The sequence below is a fragment of the Klebsiella sp. BDA134-6 genome, assembly GCF_015601345.1.
Lineage (GTDB): Bacteria > Pseudomonadota > Gammaproteobacteria > Enterobacterales > Enterobacteriaceae > Klebsiella > Klebsiella grimontii.
Genome location: NZ_CP064784.1, coordinates 947,589 through 966,175, shown reverse-complemented (window position 1 = coordinate 966,175; position 18,587 = coordinate 947,589). Strand labels below are relative to the sequence as shown.

The following is an 18,587-nucleotide window of genomic DNA, read 5'->3' as shown; positions in this document are numbered from 1 at the left end:
ATCTCGCCAAGTTACCTATCCAACCGAAGTGTACTACACATTCGGCAGGCCAGTTTAGCACAAAGAGCGCAGATGCCCAACTTCCAGCCAATTCTTAATCGGCTTGCTTACGCAGGAAGGCTGGGATATCCAGATAATCCGGCTCTTTCGCCGCCTGCGGCGTATTGTCGTTGACCACTTTTGCGGCCGGTTTCTGCTCTTGAGTCAATGGAGACATACCGTGCTGCTGGTAACGATCCATCACTGGCTGCTGCACCTGTTTGTTAGTCACCAGAGTAATTTCTGGACGTTTGTCCATACCGATACCGGTGGCAACAACGGTTACGCGCAGTTCGTCGTTCATATCCGGGTCCAGAGAAGTACCGATAACCACGGTGGCGTTATCCGAAGCAAATGCGCGGATAGTATTACCCACGGTCTCGAACTCATCCAGACGCAGGTCGAAGCCCGCGGTGATGTTGACCAGAACGCCACGCGCACCGGACAGATCGATATCTTCCAGCAGCGGAGAAGAAATCGCCATTTCAGCCGCTTCTTCCGCACGGTCTTCACCGCTCGCCACGCCGGAACCCATCATGGCGTAGCCCATTTCAGACATCACGGTACGCACGTCCGCAAAGTCGACGTTCATCAGGCCAGGTCGGGTGATCAGTTCAGCGATACCCTGCACCGCGCCTTTCAGCACGTCGTTTGCAGCGCCGAAGGCGTCGAGCAGAGAAATGCCGCGACCCAGTACTTTCAGCAGTTTGTCGTTCGGGATGGTGATCAGCGAGTCAACGTGCTTGGATAGCTCGGTGATACCCTGCTCAGCGAACGCCATACGTTTCTTGCCTTCAAAATTGAAAGGCTTAGTCACGACGGCAACGGTCAGGATACCTAAATCTTTTGCGACTTCAGCAACCACTGGCGCAGCACCGGTTCCGGTACCGCCGCCCATGCCGGCTGCGATAAACACCATGTCGGCGCCGTCAAGAGCGGCACGCAGCGCTTCACGGTCTTCATCCGCTGCGTTACGGCCGACTTCCGGGTTTGCGCCTGCGCCCAGACCTTTAGTAATACCGCTACCGATCTGGATAGTCTGGCCAACAGCCGTTTTGCGCAGAGCCTGCGCGTCGGTGTTCACCGCGAAAAACTCAACACCCTCAATGCGCTCGCGCACCATGTGCTCAACGGCGTTACCGCCGCCGCCGCCGACGCCGATGACTTTAATCACCGCGTCGTTGGTCAGTTCCATAGGTTCAAACATAATTTCTCTCTCCGTTGTGCCTGTCGCCTGAGATCGCTAATTTTCTGCGTTCTCTTAAAAAATTAAAACTCTTTTCGCAACCAACTGTTGAGTCGTTTGATCCACGACCCGACCGTTACGCGTTTTTCCACTTCTGCTTCACCACTGAGATGAGATTCCTTCCCGTAGTGCAGCAGCCCAACCGCCGTCGAGTAATACGGCTCCTGGGCATAATCCGTTAATCCGGTAATGTTCAGCGGCGCGCCAATCCTCACCTGCGTATGGAATACGCGCTGCGCGCAGGCGGCAAGTCCTTCAATTTGCGCCGCGCCGCCGGTTAATACAATGCCTGCCGCCAGGTGGTGCTTCACACCTTGCTGACGCAGCTGTTCCTGCAGTTGCAGAATCTCTTCATTAACCAGGTTGAGCAATTCGGTATAACGTGGCTCAATCACCTCTGCCAGCGTCTGACGCTGCAGGCTGCGAGGTGGACGCCCACCCACGCTGGGTACTTCTACATTTTCGTCTTTACCAACGATGGAGCCCAGCGCACAGCCGTGACGCACTTTAATGGCTTCCGCGTCGCTCGGCGGCGTACCGAAAGCGTAGGCAATATCGCTGGTCACCACGTTGCCCGCGTACGGGATCACTTTGGTATGACGCAGCGCGCCGCCGGTATATACCGCTATATCCATTGTACCACCGCCGATGTCCACCACGCAGACACCCAGTTCACGTTCGTCTTCCGTTAATACGGAATAGCTGGCGGCTAAACCGGCGAAAATGAGCTGGTCAACTTTCAGACCGCAACGTTCCACCGCTTTGACAATATTTTTCGCCATATCGTTATGGCAGGTAATCAAATGCACTTTCGCCTGCATACGTACGCCAGACAATCCGACGGGGTTTTTGATCCCCTCCTGGTAATCGATAGCGTACTCCTGCGGGATAACGTGCAGAACGCGATGTTCGTCGCGCACGCGAACCGATTTCGCGGTATGTACCACGTTTTCAACGTCGTCCTGCGTCACTTCTTCTTCTGAAATCGGCACCATGCCGATTTCATTTTGACAGCTGATATGTTTGCCTGAAAGCGCCAGATAGACTGACGAGATCTGGCAATCCGCCATCAGTTCGGCCTGGTCAATGGCGCGCTGTACGCATTTCACCACGGATTCCAGGTCGTTCACTCCGCCTTTATCCATACCACGCGATGGGCAACTGCCCACGCCAATGATATTAATCATACCGTCGGGCAGAACTTCCCCTACTAAAGCGGCAACCTTAGCGGTGCCAATCTCCAGTCCAACTACCAGTTTTCTGTCCGTCGCCTTGATCATTGTTGTTCTGCCTGTGCCTGATTCTGTTGTTGTTGAGCTTCCTCTACGGGAGCCGGTACCCAACCGACTGCCGCTCCCGAGTCATAACGCAAATCAACGTAGCTTATCCGTTTGCCGTCGGTCTGCGCCTGCTGCTGAAGAACCGGGTAGAGTTCCATAAAGCGCTGAAGCCGTTTCATGGTGTCACCCCGGCCAAGGTTGAGCTTAATATCGTTATTCAGCGTCAACTGCCAGGAACGACGCGCGGTCATTGCCGCCACTTTCAACGTGAACTTATCCTTTGCCAGCACCTGCCCCATGTCGCGATAGCCCTGAAGAACTTCGTTCTCGCTGCCTTCCGGGCCGTACAACATCGGTAAATTCTGTTTACTGGTGCGATCTGACGGCACGCTGAAAGAATTTCCGTCCACGTCTACCATATGCTGATCATTCCAGCGCGCAATCGGCACATATTCAACCAGATGAATCTTCAATTCGTCCGGCCACTGCTTTCTGACGCTCGCCTGCTTAATCCAGGGCAGACGTTCAATCTGGCTTTGAATTATATTGACGTCCTGCGTCATAAAGGTGCCCGGCGACCCTAATGCCAGAATCGCCTGACGGATATCATCGTTGCGCGTGTAGTGACGCTCACCGGTGACCACCATCTTTGACAGCGGTAATCGCTGTGCATCTTCCATCCAGCCCAGAACCATCCATCCGCTGACCAGCACGGTACAGAGCACCGCCAGCAGGAAGAAAATACCTGCCAGACGAGAGCCATTACTTCGACGCGAAGAAGTTTCTTCTTCCTCTTCGTGGTTCCGCGTATTCAGCGCAGCCTGCGACATATCACCCCGCCAGGTCCAGAATTCGTACAACAAGCTGCGAGAAGCTCATCCCGGCCTGACGCGCCGCCATTGGCACCAGGCTATGGCTGGTCATGCCAGGAGAGGTGTTTGCTTCCAGCAGATAAAACTGGCCATCGCTGTCCAGCATCACATCAATTCGTCCCCAGCCGTAACAGCCAAGAGTATCCCAGGCTTTTTGCACCAGAGCCTGAATTTCTGACTCGCGCGCGGGATCTTCAAAACCTGGGCAGAAATATTGCGTTTCATCAGAGAGATACTTTGCTTCATAATCATAGAAGGTTCCAGCCGCCTGGATACGTATTGACGGTAAAATTTCTTCTCCGACGATAGCGACGGTAAATTCCGGCCCACTGAGCCATTTTTCGATTAGAACTTCGTCATCGTGCTGAAAAGCCAGCGTCAATGCATCTTGCAATGCGCAACTTTCGCTGACTTTAGACATACCGACACTTGAGCCTTCCCGACTCGGTTTAATAATCAACGGCAGTCCGAGGGCGGCGATTTGCTGTTCTAACTCAGCAGAAAGTCCTGCGCTGAACTGTTTACGCGTGAGCGCAACCCATGGCGCAACTGGCAGCCCAGCCCCCTGCCACAGCAATTTGCTGCGCAGTTTATCCATTGAGATAGCCGAAGCCATTACGCCACTGCCGGTATAGGGCAGGTGAATCAGCTCCAGCAGCCCCTGCAATGTTCCATCTTCACCGCCACGACCATGCAGGGCAATAAACGCTTTCTGAAACCCCATATTTTTCAATTGGGTAATATCCACGTCGCGCGGGTCTACCGGGTGTGCATCGACCCCGGCTTCACGCAGGCCAGCGAGCACCGCCGAACCTGAATTGAGAGAGACTTCACGTTCAGCGGAGGTTCCGCCAAAGAGGACCGCGATTTTATCAGCCATGGCGCTCCTCCTGCGATTTTTGCGGCTGCAATTTGATTTCCGCCAGGTGACGGGCGATTTTACCGATATTTCCCGCCCCCTGAACCAGCACCAGATCGTTGCCGGTCAACACTGAAGCCAGCATCTCTGCCGCCTGCGCCGGGTCGGAAACCAGAATTGGGTCAACTTTACCGCGACCGCGGATCGTACGGCACAGCGAGCGGCTGTCGGCGCCAGGAATAGCGGCTTCCCCCGCGGAATAAACGTCCAGCATCAGCAGCGCGTCAACCTGGGTCAGTACGTTGGCGAAATCATCGTACAGATCGCGCGTACGGGTAAAACGGTGTGGCTGAAACAGCATCACCAGGTTTTTATCCGGCCAGCCCGCCCGCGCTGCTTTAATGGTGGCATCCACTTCCGTAGGATGATGACCATAATCATCGATTAGCATCGCGGTGCCGCTTTTACCGTTAACCTCAGCTAACGGGTATTCGCCAAGGAAATCAAAGCGACGGCCGGTGCCCTGGAAGCTTTCCAGTGCGCGCAGGATAGCAGCATCATCAATGCCCTCTTCCGTCGCAACGGCCACCGCCGCCGCCGCGTTCAGCGCATTGTGGCGACCCGGAGCGTTCAGTGTCACCTGAATGACTTCTTTATCCTGGCGAACCAGACGGAAATGGCCCTGAGCGCCGAGCTGGCGATAATCTTCAACGCGAACATCGGCATCATCGCTAAATCCGTAAGTGGTTATCTGGCGACCAACGCGCGGCAACAGTTCACGGATAACAGGATCGTCCACGCACATCACCGCACGACCATAGAACGGCAGATTGTGCAGGAAGTTAATAAACGTCTGCTTCAGGTTTTCGAAGTCGCCATGGTAGGTATCCATATGATCGGCTTCGATATTGGTCACGATAGCAACCATCGGCTGTAAATGCAGGAACGAAGCGTCGCTTTCATCCGCTTCGGCAATCAGGTAGCGGCTGTGGCCAAGACGGGCGTGGACGCCAGCGGCTTTCACCAGACCGCCGTTAACGAAGGTTGGATCAAGTCCCGCTTCAGCATAAATGCTCGATACCATCGCCGTAGTCGTGGTTTTTCCGTGCGTGCCGGCAATGGCAATGCCGTGACGAAAACGCATCAGCTCCGCCAGCATCTCGGCGCGACGAATAACCGGAATACGTGCTTCGTGGGCAGCGACAATCTCCGGGTTATCCGCAGAAATTGCGCTGGAAACGACGACAACGCTCGCATCGCGCACGTTCTCAGGGCGATGGTTGAAATAAATCGTAGCGCCAAGCTGAGCCAGCTGCTGAGTCACCGGATTCGGCGCCAGGTCGGAGCCGCTAATCTGATAACCTTCGTTGGCCAGAACTTCGGCAATACCGCCCATGCCGGCACCGCCAATGCCAACAAAGTGAATGTGCCGGACGCGACGCATCTCGGGCACTATGGAACGCAGTTTTGCCAGATCTTGTGTATTCATTCTTTACGCCATCAACTTCTTTATTCGGACGGTGATTATCACCGCGATTAGCGCGCCAGTGCTGCGGCGCTCACTTCTTCAGCTACCCGTTCGGTCGCATCCGGAATCGAGGCTCTACGCGCTCGCTCCGCCATATCCAGCAGCGTTACGCGATCCCAACTTGCCAGGGTCTGCGCGACGGCCTCCACGGTGAACTGCGGCTGCTCAAGGATCTTCGCTGCCCCGGCCTTCTCCAGCGGCAGCGCATTCCAGTACTGCTGACGATCTTTGTGCTGAAAAGGCACAAACAGCGCGGGTAAACCAGCGGCGGCAATTTCGCTCACCGTCAGCGCACCGGAACGACACACAACAACATCGGCCCAGGCATATGCCGCCGCCATGTCGTCGATAAATTCGGTAACTTTATGCTGCGGCTGCCCGGCATCGGAGTAGGCCTGCTGCACGGTTTCCTGACCGCCTTTACCGCTCTGGTGCCAGATGGTGACAGAAACACCGAGCTTCGCCGCCACCTGCGGCATCGTCTGATTGAGCACGCGCGCGCCCTGCGAACCGCCCACGACCAATACGCGAATCGGTCCCTGACGTCCGACTAAGCGCTGCTCCGGCAGCGGCAGCGCCAGCACATCGGTGCGAACCGGGTTGCCCACAACATCGGCATGCGGGAAAGCGCCGGGGAACGCCTGCATCACTTTTTTAGCGATTTTCGCCAGCCATTTATTCGTCAGGCCGGCAATCCCGTTCTGCTCATGCAGAACAACGGGGATCCCCAGCGACCATGCCGCCAGACCGCCGGGGCCGGAAACGTATCCGCCCATACCCAGAACCACGTCCGGCTGAAAACGCCGCATAATCGCCCGCGCCTGACGCCAGGCGTTGAAAATGCGCACCGGCGCCAGCAGTTGCGCCTTAAGGCCCTTGCCGCGCAGGCCGGAAATCTGAATGAAATCAATTTCAATGCCGTTCTTCGGCACTAAATCCGCTTCCATACGATCCGCGGTGCCCAGCCAGCGAACCTGCCAGCCCTGGTCCATTAAATGGTGCGCAACCGCCAGTCCCGGGAACACATGTCCGCCGGTACCGCCCGCCATCACCATTAACCGCTTTTCCTGACCGCTCATCGAACACCCCGTGTAAACGCCTGGGCTTTTTCCAGGCGCGTTTCATAATCAATTCGTAACAGCAACATGATGGCCGTCGACATAATCAGCAAGCTCGATCCGCCGTAGCTGATCAGCGGCAGCGTCAGGCCTTTAGTTGGCAGCATACCCGCCGCCGCGCCGACGTTTACCAACGCCTGAAAGCTAAACCAAATCCCAATGGCGCAGGCCAGAAATCCGGAGAAACGATGGTCAATCTCCAGCGCCTTACGGCCAATGGACATGGCGCGAAAAGCGACGAAGAATACCATTAAAAGAGCGAGTACCACACCGATATAACCGAGCTCTTCGCCGATAATGGCGAAGATGAAATCGGTATGCGCCTCCGGCAAATACTCCAGTTTCTGCACCGAATTGCCCAGGCCTTGCCCCCACATTTCGCCGCGACCAAAGGCCATCAGCGACTGGGTCAACTGATAGCCGCTGCCAAACGGATCTTCCCACGGGTTCCAGAAAGAGGTTACGCGGCGAATACGATACGGCTCGGCGAGAATCAGCAGTACGACCGCCGAGATCCCCATACCGATAATGGCGATGAACTGCCACAGCTTGGCCCCTGCCAGAAACAGCATGGCCAGGGTGGTCACAAACAGCACGACGACGGTCCCGAGGTCAGGCTGCGCCAGCAGTAAAATCGCCAGTACGAAAATCACGCCCATCGGCTTCAGGAAGCCGCGCAGGTTGTTACGCACTTCGTCGCCTTTACGCACCAGGTAGTTGGCGATGTAGCAGAACAGCGACAGCTTGGTGAACTCCGCAGGCTGGATACGCAGCGGTCCCAGCGCAATCCAGCGCGATGCGCCGTTGACCGAGCTGCCAACCACCAGAACGATCAGCAGCATGACGATAGAGGCGATCAGCATCGCGGTACTATGGCGTTGCCAGAACTCCATCGGCAGGCGCAGTGTCACCATCGCCAGCCCGAGAGCCAGCAGGATGTATAAACCATCGCGTTTGGCAAACAGAAACGGGTCGTTAGCCAGACGCTGACCTACCGGCATCGACGCCGAGGTCACCATAATGAAGCCGATCGCGGCCAGGCCAAAGGTCAGCCACAGCAGCATCCGGTCATACATCACCAGGCTATCGGTATCTTTTTGCCGCGAGCCCATCACCCAGCCTTTCAGCGCGGCGAACAGCCATGCGAAAATAAACATTCCCGGCAGACGCGGCAGTCTCAGCCGTGGCATTTTCAGGCGCGGGAGTGATAAACGCATCAACCTAACTCCTTCGCCAGGCGAGCAAAGACGTCGCCGCGTTGTTCAAAGTTTTTAAACTGATCGAGGCTGGCGCACGCTGGAGATAGCAGAACCATATCGCCCGGGACAACCTGCGGCGCAATCTGGCGCATTGCCTGCTCCATGGTTTCCGTTTGCACAGCGACATCCGGGCGAAGGGCGGCCAGCTGCGCGCCGTCGCGGCCAAAGCAGTACAGGCGGACGTTGTCGCCGGTCAGGTAACGGCTTAACGGCGTGAAATCAGCCGATTTACCATCGCCGCCCAGCAGCAGATACAGCGTTCCGTCAAGGTGCAGCCCATTGAGCGCCGCTTCGGTACTACCGACATTCGTCGCTTTAGAATCATTGATCCAGCGCACGCCGTTGTGCTCCAGCACCTGCTGGAAACGATGGGCCAGGCCGGTAAATGTAGTCAGCGCTTTCAAGCTGCTGGCGCGCGGCAAACTAGCGGCATCAGCCAGGGCCAACGCAGCCAGGGCGTTACTGTAGTTGTGCTGGCCGCTAATCTTCATCTCTTTGACGTTGAGCACTTTCTCGCCTTTGACGCGCAGCCAGGTTTCCCCTTGCTGACGATTCAGGTGATAGTCGCCAACGTCCACGCCGAAGCTAATGCAACGATCGTCAGCACCGCGTACCGGCATGGTTAACGCATCGTCGGCGTTGACGATACAGGCCCGCGCATTTTCGTAAACTCGCAGTTTGGCGGCGCGGTACTGCTGAAGCCCCAGCGGGTAGCGGTCCATATGATCTTCGGTGACGTTAAGGATCGTCGCCGCTACCGCTCGCAGGCTCGAAGTGGTTTCCAGCTGGAAGCTGGAAAGCTCAAGAACATAAAGTTCGCGCTCAGGATCCAGCAGCATCAGCGCCGGCAGACCAATATTGCCGCCTACGCCGACGTTCAGACCCGCCGCCTTCGCCATTTCCCCTACCAGCGAAGTTACGGTGCTTTTACCGTTAGACCCGGTGATAGCTATAATCGGCGCCTGCGCCTCGCGGCAGAAAAGTTCGATATCGCCGACAATTTCTACGCCTGCATCCGCCGCCGCGCTCAGGGAAGGATGCGCCAGCGCGATGCCCGGGCTGGCGACAATCAGGTCAGCCGTCAACAGCCAATCTTCGTTCAGACCGCCGACATAGCGCTCAACGGCTTCCGGCAGTTTATCCAGTCCCGCAGGCGCAACGCGGGTATCCATCACCCGCGGCGTCACGCCGCGAGCCATGAAAAAGTCCACGCATGACAGGCCGGTCATACCCAGCCCAATAATGACGACTTTTTTACCCTGATAATCTGCCATGATTAACGTACCTTCAGCGTCGCCAGGCCTATCAGCACCAGCATCAGCGAAATAATCCAGAAGCGCACGATCACGCGCGGTTCCGGCCAGCCTTTCAGTTCATAGTGATGGTGGATCGGCGCCATGCGGAAGATGCGCTGACCGCGCAGCTTGAAGGAGCCGACCTGCAGAATCACCGAGAGCGTTTCCACTACGAATACGCCGCCCATAATCACCAGCAGAAACTCCTGGCGCAGCAGCACGGCGATAATACCCAGCGCGCCGCCGAGCGCCAGAGAACCCACATCGCCCATAAAGACCTGCGCCGGATAGGTGTTAAACCACAAGAAGCCCAGCCCCGCGCCGACAATCGCCGTACAGACGATCACCAGTTCACCAGCGTGACGCAAATAAGGGATATGCAGGTAGTTGGCGAAATTCATGTTACCCGTCGCCCACGCGACCAGCGCGAATCCGGCGGCAACAAATACGGTCGGCATAATCGCCAGCCCATCGAGGCCGTCGGTCAGGTTGACCGCATTCCCGGTTCCGACGATGACAAAGTAGGCCAGCAGGACGTAGAACAGGCCCAGCTGCGGCATGACGTCTTTGAAGAACGGCACTACCAGCTGAGTCGCTGGCGTATCTTTACCCGCCATGTACAGCGCAAAGGCAACGCCCAGCGCAATCACCGACATCCAGAAATATTTCCAGCGGGCAATCAGCCCCTTGGTGTCTTTACGTACTACCTTACGGTAGTCGTCAACAAAACCGATGATGCCGTAGCCGACCAGAACCGTCAGCACACACCAGACGTAGGGGTTGGAAGGATAGGCCCATAGTAGAACGGAGACAACAATGGCAGTCAGGATCATAATCCCGCCCATCGTTGGCGTACCGCGCTTGCTAAAGTGAGATTCCGGGCCATCATTACGTACAACCTGGCCAAAAGAGAGTTTTTGCAGACGGGCAATCATGCGCGGGCCCATCCACAAAGAGATGAACAGCGCGGTCAGCAGGCTGACAATGGCGCGAAACGTCAGGTAAGAAAAGACGTTAAAGCCTGAGTAATATTTGACCAAATGTTCGGCCAGCCATACTAACATGTTCCGTTCTCCTGTAATGCGCGTACTACCACTTCCATGGCGGCACTACGTGAACCCTTCACTAAAATGGTCATAATTTTATGTTCTGACAGCAGCGCTTGCAGCCGCGTTACCAGCAGCGCTTTATCGTTAAAGTGTTCACCGACGCCGCTGGCGCCGCTAATCTCCGCGCTCAAGGAGCCTACGCTCAATACGCGATCGAGCCCGGCCGCTTTTGCCGCTTCGCCCACCTGACGATGGCACGCCTGGCTTTCCGCACCGAGTTCAGCCATATCGCCGACAACCAGCACCCGGTAGCCCGGCATCTCAGATAGCACCTGTACCGCGGCGGTCAGCGAGCCGACGTTGGCGTTATAGGAGTCATCCAGCAGGAGCTGGCTATCGGTGAGTTGAATCGGGAATAAACGCCCCGGCACCGCTTTCAGATCTTTCAGCCCCGCTTTAATTGCCTCATGCGTCGCGCCTACCGCCATAGAGAGCGCCGCTGCGGCCAGCGCGTTGGCGATGTTATGGCGCCCCGGCAGCGGCAGCAGCACATCAACGCTGCCGGTTGGGGTTCGCAGAGTAAATTCGGTCCCGTGCGAAGTCACATGAACGTTAGTTGCCGTGAAGTCGCTATTGGCGGCATTCGGCGAGAAGCGCCAGGTTTTACGCTCGCCAATGACGTTTTGCCAGTTCAGCCAGTCATTATTGTCGGCATTCATAATTGCGATGCCGTTGAGCGGTAGACCGGTGTAAATTTCGCCCTTCGCTTTCGCTACGCCTTCCAGGGAACCAAAACCCTCCAGGTGCGCGGCGGCCAGGTTATTCACTAACGCGGCGTCGGGACGGGTCAGGCTAACGGTCCAGGCAATTTCCCCCTGGTGATTAGCGCCTAACTCGATGACCGCGTAGTCATGCTCTTTGGTGAGACGCAGCAGCGTCATCGGCACGCCGATATCGTTGTTCAGGTTGCCAGCGGTATACAGCGTATTACCGCACTGGCTCAGAATCGCGGCGGTCATCTCTTTGACCGAGGTTTTTCCGGAAGATCCGGTCAGCGCGACCACCCGCGCCGGAACCTGCTGGCGCACCCACGCGGCCAGTTCGCCGAACGCCAGACGCGTATCCTTTACCACCACCTGCGGCAAATCGCAGGCCAGTCGATGGCTGACCAACAATGCGCCCGCGCCGGCAGCCTTAGCCTGTTCGGCAAAGTCATGAGCGTCAAAGCGCTCGCCTTTTAGCGCCACAAACAGGCAGCCTGCCGTGACCTTACGGGTGTCAGTGGTGACGTCTTCGATCGCCACATCGTTGCCGTGCAGCTCGCCGCGCGTGATGTCGGCCAGCTGGCTGAGAGTCAAGCGAATCATGCTACCGCCCCCAGCAGACGCGCCACGGTGACGCGATCGGAGTAATCGAGTCGGCGATTGCCGACAATTTGATAATCCTCGTGGCCTTTACCCGCCACCAGAACGACGTCGTTTTCTTTCGCCTGCATCACCGCGTTGGTCACCGCCTCCGCGCGCCCTTCCACCGCTTTGGCATGGCCCGCATCGAGCATACCGGCCAGGATATCGTTGATAATCGCCCGCGGCTCTTCGGTACGCGGGTTGTCATCGGTGACAACCACGATATCGGCAAACTCTTCGGCGATAGCGCCCATCAGCGGACGCTTGCCTTTGTCGCGATCTCCGCCGCAGCCGAACACGCACCACAGTTTACCGTTGCAGTGCAGACGCGCCGCCTGCAGCGCTTTTTCCAGCGCGTCGGGCGTGTGAGCATAATCAACCACGACGGTCGGTTTACCCGGCGCGCTGAACACTTCCATACGCCCGCAAACCGGCTGCAGGCGCACGGCGGTTTTCAGCAGTTCGGCCAGCGGATAGCCCAGCGCCAGCAGAGTGGCTAACGCCAGCAGCAGATTGCTGACGTTAAAGGCGCCCATCAGGCGGCTTTCGATCTCGCCGTTCCCCCAGCTGGAGGCAAACTGAATGGTGGCGCCGCTGTCGTGATAGTTCACGGCGGTTGCTTTCAGCCAACGCCCCCGGCAGTTCGGATTAATATGGTCTTCCATTGATACGGCAACCGCATCCGGCAGCTTCGCCAGCCAGCGGCGACCAACCTCATCGTCCGCGTTGACGATCGCCTGTCCGCAATGGTGGGTTGAGTAGAGCAGCCATTTCGCCGCTTCGTAATGCTCCATATCACCATGGTAATCAAGGTGATCGCGGCTCAGGTTGGTGAAGACCGACGCGGCAAACTGCAGCGCGGCGACGCGGTGCTGTACCAGGCCGTGAGAGGAAACTTCCATCGCGGCGAACGTCGCCCCCTGCCCTACCAGGCCAGAGAGTACGTGTTGAACATCAACCGCCGAACCGGTGGTGTTTTCCGTGGGGATAACTTTCTCCAGCAGGCCATTGCCTACGGTTCCCATTACCGCGCTAGTTTCCCCCAGCAGCTGCGCCCATTGCGCCAGCAGCTGGGTGGTGGTGGTCTTGCCGTTAGTCCCGGTGACGCCAACCAGGCGCAATTGCTCCGAAGGCTGATGGTAAAAACGTCCGGCCAGCGCGGATAAGCGCTCGTTGAGTTGGCTCAGATAGATAACCGGCACACCGTGCATTTCACGGATTTCACCGTCATGAGCCTCATCTTTGGCCTCAGCAATAATGGCAGCAACACCTTGCGCTATCGCCTGCGGGATATAACGACGCCCGTCCGCCTGATGACCTAAAACCGCGACAAAAAGATCGCCTGAAGCAGCCACCCGGCTGTCCAGCGTCATTTCTCGCAGAATTCGCTCCGGCGCATTTGGCACCCACGGAGCGAGAAGGTCGCGCAAATTACGATCTGCCACCTGTTCCCTCGCCTTGATTAATCACTAATTCACTTTTTTCAGCCGTTGCCAGCGCATCCGGTTCAATGTTCATGGTACGCAGTACGCCGCCCATGATGGCACCGAAGACCGGCGCGGAAACGGCGCCGCCGTAGTATTTACCTGCCTGCGGATCGTTGATCACCACCACCAGCGCGAAGCGTGGATGGCTGGCGGGCGCAACGCCTGCGGTGTAAGCAATATATTTGTTGATGTAGCGACCATCAGGCCCTACTTTCTTCGCCGTACCGGTTTTAATGGCGATGCGATAGCCTTTGATCGCCGCCTTCACGCCGCCGCCGCCGGGCAGCGCCACGCTTTCCATCATATGAACAACGGTACGAACGAGTGATTCCGGGAAGACGCGCTCGCCCGGAACCGGTGGATCAACTTTGGTAATCGACAGCGGGCGATAGATGCCGTAGCTGCCGATCGTTGCGTAGACTCGCGCTAACTGTAACGGGGTTACCATTAGCCCATAGCCGAAAGAAAAGGTGGCCCTCTCTATGTCAGACCACCGTTGTTTTTGAGGGTATAAGCCACTGCGTTCTCCGACCAACCCCAAATTGGTCGCTTTTCCAAGTCCAAAACGTGAGTAAGTGTCTACTAACGCTGAGGACGGCATCGCTAACGCCAGCTTGGAAACACCGACGTTACTCGACTTCTGTAGCACCCCGGTCAGGGTCAATTCGCTATAGCGCGCCACGTCTTTGATTTCGTGGCCGTTAATTCGATAGGGAATGGTGTTCAGTACGGTATTTTCGTTAACAATACCGCGCTGAAGCGCCGTCATCACCACCATCGGCTTCACCGTTGAACCCGGCTCAAACACGTCGGTAATGGCGCGGTTACGCATAGTATCTTTGGAGGTGCCCGCGAAATTGTTCGGGTTGTAGGATGGGCTATTGGCCATCGCCAGTACTTCGCCGGTGTTGACGTCAACCAGAACCGCAGTGCCGGACTCCGCTTTGTTAAACGCCACCGCATTATTAAGCTCGCGATACACCAGCGCCTGCAGGCGCTCATCAATGCTCAGCGCCAGGTTATGCGCGGCCTGGCTATCGGTAGATGAGATATCTTCGATGACACGCCCATAGCGGTCTTTACGCACGATACGCTCGCCGGGCTGGCCGGTGAGCCACTTATCGAAGCTCTTCTCAACCCCCTCAATCCCCTGGCTATCGACGTTAGTGAAGCCAATGAGGTGAGCAGTTACTTCGCCCGACGGATAATAGCGGCGGGACTCTTCCCGCAGATGAATCCCCGGCAGCTTAAGTTTGCGGATATAATCGGCCATATCAGGATTCACCTGACGCGCCAGATAGATAAAGCGCATCCGCGGATTGGTATTGATGCGCGATGCCAGCTGATCCAGCGGCATATTCAGCGCATCGGCCAGGGCCTTCCAGCGGTTGTCGAGCGTCACGCCGCCGGCTTCATGCAGCTCTTTCGGGTCAGCCCAGATAGCTTTTACCGGCACGCTCACCGCCAGCGGGCGGCCGGAACGATCGGTTATCATGCCGCGCGCGGTGGAGACCTCCTGCACGCGCAGAGAACGCATATCGCCCTGACGTACCAGCATGTCCGGACTAATCACCTGTAGCCAGGCCACGCGACCCAGCAGGAAGCCCAGCGCCAGCAGAATACAGCCGCACAGCAACGCAAAACGCCAACTGATAAAGTTGGCCTGTTCTTCCTGACGTTTTGCTTTTGGCGTTTTCGGCGCTGCTTTCATGCGTCGCAATAATCCTTATTTCTGTACAACGATATTTTCTTGTGATGGATCGACGTGCTGCATCTGCAGCTTCTCGGTCGCGATCCGCTCAACCCGACTGTGATCGCCGAGAGCGTTCTCTTCGAGGATCAGGTTGCGCCATTCAATATCCAGCGCGTCGCGTTCCAGCACCAGCTGTTCACGCTGCGCGGTTAACAGGCGAGTATGGTGCGCCGTTGTCACCACCGTAATCGCCGTGATAATGATGCAAATGAACAGGCAGAGTGGCAGCTTCCCAAACCGCAGAAGGTCGTCTCCGATCACGCCAGGCAAAGCATGGCGCTCGTTGCTTCCTATCGACCCTTTCACCTTGCTTAGGGCTTCTGTCACTCTGCCGATCATGCGTTCGTCCTCTCTGCAATACGCAGAACTGAACTACGGGCACGAGGATTTTCAGCTACCTCTTTTTCGCCCGGCATCAACTTGCCTAATGCTCTTAACTCACGACCGCCCAGTTTTTTAAGCTGCTCTTCGGTCATCGGTAAGCCGGCTGGAACCTGCGGACCGCGGCTTTGCTCGCGCATAAAGCGCTTCACAATACGGTCTTCCAGCGAGTGGAAACTGATGATTGAGAGCCGCCCGCCTGGGGCCAGCACGCTGAGCGAGCTTTTTAGCGCCTGCTCTATCTCCTCCAGTTCACTGTTCACCCAAATGCGCACCGCCTGGAAGGTACGGGTCGCGGGATGTTTGAATTTGTCTTTCACCGGCGTCGCCGCCGCAACGACTTCCGCCAGCTCTTTGGTGCGCGTCATCGGTTCGATGCGGTTGCGTTCGACGATGGCGCGGGCGATGCGTTTACCAAAGCGCTCTTCGCCAAAGGTTTTAATGACCCAGGCGATGTCCGCCTCGTCGGCGGTTTGTAGCCATTCAGCGGCAGATTGACCGCGCGTCGGATCCATACGCATATCCAGCGGGCCATCGCGCATGAACGAAAAACCACGTTCAGCGTCATCCAGCTGCGGCGAGGAGACGCCAAGATCGAGCAAAATACCGTCGATCTTACCGGTTAGATTGCGCTCGCCAACATAGTCGGCCAGCTGAGAAAAAGGACCATGAACGATGGAAAAGCGGGGATCATCGATAGTTTTCGCGACGGCGATAGCCTGCGGATCGCGATCGATCGCCAGCAGACGTCCCTCCGCTCCCAGTTGGGAGAGAATCAGGCGCGAGTGGCCGCCGCGACCAAAGGTACCATCAATGTAGATACCATTTGGACGAATATTCAGGCCGTTAACGGCTTCATCCAGCAGTACCGTAGTGTGTTTATAATTTTCCATCATTTTACAAAGACAAATCCTCCAGGCGCTCCGACAGTTCCCCGGAAGCGGACTGCTCAGCGTCGATATCTTCCTTGACCCGTTGATACCAGGTCGTTTCATCCCACAGCTCAAACTTATTGAACTGCCCGACCAGCATCACTTCTTTTGTCAGCCCGGCATGTTGCCGCAGCACCGGCGCTATTAATAGCCGCCCGGCGCTATCCATCTGACATTCGCTGGCATGTCCCAAAAGCAAACGCTGTACGCGCCGCTCGGTGGGGTTCATGCTCGATAAACGCGACAATTTTTGCTCGATGATTTCCCATTCAGGCAAAGGGTAAAGCAGCAGGCACGGGTGATGGATGTCAATGGTGCACACCAATTGACCGGAAGCGTCCTCGATCAGCCCATCGCGGTAGCGCGTCGGTACGGCCAGACGGCCTTTGCTGTCGAGATTGACTAACGTTGCCCCACGGAACATGCCAGCCTCACCCCTTTTCGCCACTTTACCCCACAAATTCCCACAAGAAGGAGTTTACGGAGCGGAGGAAAAGCTTGTCAAGCCAGCACGAATGCCAACAGAGCTCAAAAACCCATTATTTACAGCCGATATTTGCCCTGAGGAAAAATCAACCAACAAACGAGGCAAATTAACGTTATGAATATCGGTAAGAAAACAACCAACAAACTTGTAACAGTTAAAGCAGCAAAATATCTTCGCGGGGAAAATATAAAGTGTCAGTTTGCGACGCGAGCGGCATTTTAGGTCATTCTGATGACCGTTAACAGTACCAGTTTTCGCAGGAGAGGCTCTCTTACTGCGGGGCATAGCGCTTATGGCACTCATAATAGTGAGGAAACGGGCGTTAATTCAGCAACTCACCCGCCGAATGTAACAAAATAATACAAATAAATACGTTAATCCTTTTATCGGTTAATTAAACCACTAAATAAATGGCGCTAAGAATAGAATTAAAAGAGATGTCAGGAAGATTAAGGATTTGTCTGAAAGATGCTTAACCCTGCAATTTTTACGTCATTTATCCAGATTATCGCCAGACGTGTCTCCGTCTGGCGAATTTCCTACGAATAATCCCGGTATTGCGCTCAGCGACGGTTCAGGCTGCCGCGACGATAAAGATTGCGCCGAATGCGGCTTAACCCCGGTTTCGGCTTCCGCGGTTCATCAAGGCTGGCGAGCACAATCTCCAGCACGCGTTCCGCAACGTCGCGATGACGCTGAGCAACGGCTAAAACGGGGCACTGGAGAAAATCCAGCAGTTCATTATCGCCAAAAGTGGCAATAGCCAGTTCCGAAGGCAACTTCCCTTCCCTGCGCAGCGTCACGTCCATCACACCCTGCAGCAGCGGAAACGAAGTCGTGAACAGCGCCTGAGGCATCGGATGGGTTTCCAGCCACTTTTCAAATAGCTGCGCCGCAGCTTCGCGCTCGTAGCTGTTAGCGTAGAGGAAATGCACCTCTCGCGGATCGTCCTTCCACGCCGTACGGAACCCCTGCTCACGCAGGAAGCTCACCGAAAGCTCCGGCAGGGCGCCAAGGTAAAGCACCGTTTCAGCGGGGAATTTACGTAACTCCGCGCCGAGCATTTCAGCATCGTCCTGATCGGCGCCGACAACGCTGGTGAAGTGCTCACGATCGAGCGCGCGGTCAAGAGCAACAATCGGGAACGGATCGTTAGCCCAGCGCTGATAGAACGGATGCTCAGGAGGTAATGAGGTGGAAACGATAATCGCATCGACCTGACGCTGCAGCAGATGCTCTATACAACGCATTTCGTTATCCGGTTGATCTTCGGAACAGGCGATCAGCAGTTGGTAGCCGCGCTGGCGGGCCTGACGCTCCAGGTAATTAGCGATGCGCGTATAGCTGGTGTTTTCCAGGTCCGGGATAACCAGACCAATGGACCGCGTACGTCCTGCACGCAAGCCTGCAGCAACCGCATTCGGGTGATAGTTGTGCTCACGAACGACCGCCATCACCTTTTCAACAGTTTTATCGCTGACGCGATACTGCTTCGCTTTACCATTAATCACATAGCTAGCGGTAGTTCGCGAGACACCGGCCAGCCGGGCGATTTCATCCAGTTTCACAATTGCCCCTTGGGTAATAAGTACAGAA

Annotated in this window: 16 protein-coding genes; all 16 read right to left on the bottom strand. The window is 56.4% G+C overall.

The features are described 5' to 3' along the window. Nucleotides 1–94: 94 nt before the first annotated feature. Complete coding sequence (gene ftsZ, locus IYV58_RS04470; RefSeq protein WP_004098597.1) at nt 95–1,246, bottom strand: cell division protein FtsZ; 1,152 nt, start codon at nt 1,244–1,246, stop codon at nt 95–97. 62 nt (nt 1,247–1,308) lie between these two features. Further along, entirely contained in the window at nt 1,309–2,565 is a 1,257-nt protein-coding gene (ftsA, locus tag IYV58_RS04465; RefSeq protein ID WP_004098594.1) for a cell division protein FtsA, read from the bottom strand. After that, nucleotides 2,562–3,395, bottom strand: a complete 834-nt coding sequence (ftsQ, locus tag IYV58_RS04460; protein ID WP_004128960.1) for a cell division protein FtsQ — start codon at nt 3,393–3,395, stop codon at nt 2,562–2,564. The genes ftsA and ftsQ overlap by 4 nt, the downstream gene beginning before the upstream one ends. Nucleotide 3,396: 1 nt before the next feature. Beyond that, entirely contained in the window at nt 3,397–4,317 is a 921-nt protein-coding gene (locus tag IYV58_RS04455; protein ID WP_004128959.1) for a D-alanine--D-alanine ligase, read from the bottom strand. Continuing rightward, the gene (murC, locus tag IYV58_RS04450) at nt 4,310–5,785 is read right to left on the bottom strand and encodes a UDP-N-acetylmuramate--L-alanine ligase (RefSeq protein ID WP_004128955.1); all 1,476 of its coding nucleotides are present in this window, start codon (nt 5,783–5,785) and stop codon (nt 4,310–4,312) included. Before murC ends, IYV58_RS04455 begins: the two co-directional genes overlap by 8 nt. A 47-nt stretch (nt 5,786–5,832) precedes the next feature. Further along, a complete protein-coding gene (murG, locus tag IYV58_RS04445; RefSeq protein ID WP_032742037.1) occupies nt 5,833–6,903 on the bottom strand; it encodes an undecaprenyldiphospho-muramoylpentapeptide beta-N-acetylglucosaminyltransferase in 1,071 nt (356 codons plus the stop codon). Continuing rightward, a complete protein-coding gene (gene ftsW, locus IYV58_RS04440; protein ID WP_004128950.1) occupies nt 6,900–8,159 on the bottom strand; it encodes a cell division protein FtsW in 1,260 nt (419 codons plus the stop codon). Before ftsW ends, murG begins: the two co-directional genes overlap by 4 nt. After that, nucleotides 8,159–9,475: a UDP-N-acetylmuramoyl-L-alanine--D-glutamate ligase gene (gene murD / locus IYV58_RS04435; RefSeq protein WP_004128946.1), complete on the bottom strand. Its 1,317-nt coding sequence runs from the start codon at nt 9,473–9,475 to the stop codon at nt 8,159–8,161. Before murD ends, ftsW begins: the two co-directional genes overlap by 1 nt. Nucleotides 9,476–9,477: 2 nt before the next feature. Continuing rightward, a complete protein-coding gene (gene mraY / locus IYV58_RS04430; protein ID WP_004098585.1) occupies nt 9,478–10,560 on the bottom strand; it encodes a phospho-N-acetylmuramoyl-pentapeptide-transferase in 1,083 nt (360 codons plus the stop codon). Continuing rightward, complete coding sequence (gene murF / locus IYV58_RS04425; RefSeq protein ID WP_004128942.1) at nt 10,554–11,912, bottom strand: UDP-N-acetylmuramoyl-tripeptide--D-alanyl-D-alanine ligase; 1,359 nt, start codon at nt 11,910–11,912, stop codon at nt 10,554–10,556. Before murF ends, mraY begins: the two co-directional genes overlap by 7 nt. After that, nucleotides 11,909–13,396, bottom strand: coding sequence for a UDP-N-acetylmuramoyl-L-alanyl-D-glutamate--2,6-diaminopimelate ligase (murE, locus tag IYV58_RS04420; RefSeq protein ID WP_004128941.1), 1,488 nt, complete (start codon nt 13,394–13,396; stop codon nt 11,909–11,911). Before murE ends, murF begins: the two co-directional genes overlap by 4 nt. Then, entirely contained in the window at nt 13,383–15,149 is a 1,767-nt protein-coding gene (locus IYV58_RS04415) for a peptidoglycan glycosyltransferase FtsI (protein ID WP_004098582.1), read from the bottom strand. The genes murE and IYV58_RS04415 overlap by 14 nt, the downstream gene beginning before the upstream one ends. A 15-nt stretch (nt 15,150–15,164) precedes the next feature. Then, on the bottom strand, nt 15,165–15,530 hold the full coding sequence (gene ftsL / locus IYV58_RS04410; RefSeq protein ID WP_002888550.1) for a cell division protein FtsL: 366 nt from the start codon (nt 15,528–15,530) through the stop codon (nt 15,165–15,167). Beyond that, nucleotides 15,527–16,468: a 16S rRNA (cytosine(1402)-N(4))-methyltransferase RsmH gene (rsmH, locus tag IYV58_RS04405; RefSeq protein WP_004128935.1), complete on the bottom strand. Its 942-nt coding sequence runs from the start codon at nt 16,466–16,468 to the stop codon at nt 15,527–15,529. Before rsmH ends, ftsL begins: the two co-directional genes overlap by 4 nt. 1 nt (nt 16,469) lies before the next feature. Next, nucleotides 16,470–16,928: a division/cell wall cluster transcriptional repressor MraZ gene (gene mraZ, locus IYV58_RS04400; protein ID WP_195729446.1), complete on the bottom strand. Its 459-nt coding sequence runs from the start codon at nt 16,926–16,928 to the stop codon at nt 16,470–16,472. A gap of 626 nt (nt 16,929–17,554) precedes the next feature. Then, nucleotides 17,555–18,559, bottom strand: coding sequence for a catabolite repressor/activator (gene cra / locus IYV58_RS04395; RefSeq protein WP_004098577.1), 1,005 nt, complete (start codon nt 18,557–18,559; stop codon nt 17,555–17,557). Nucleotides 18,560–18,587: the final 28 nt, after the last annotated feature.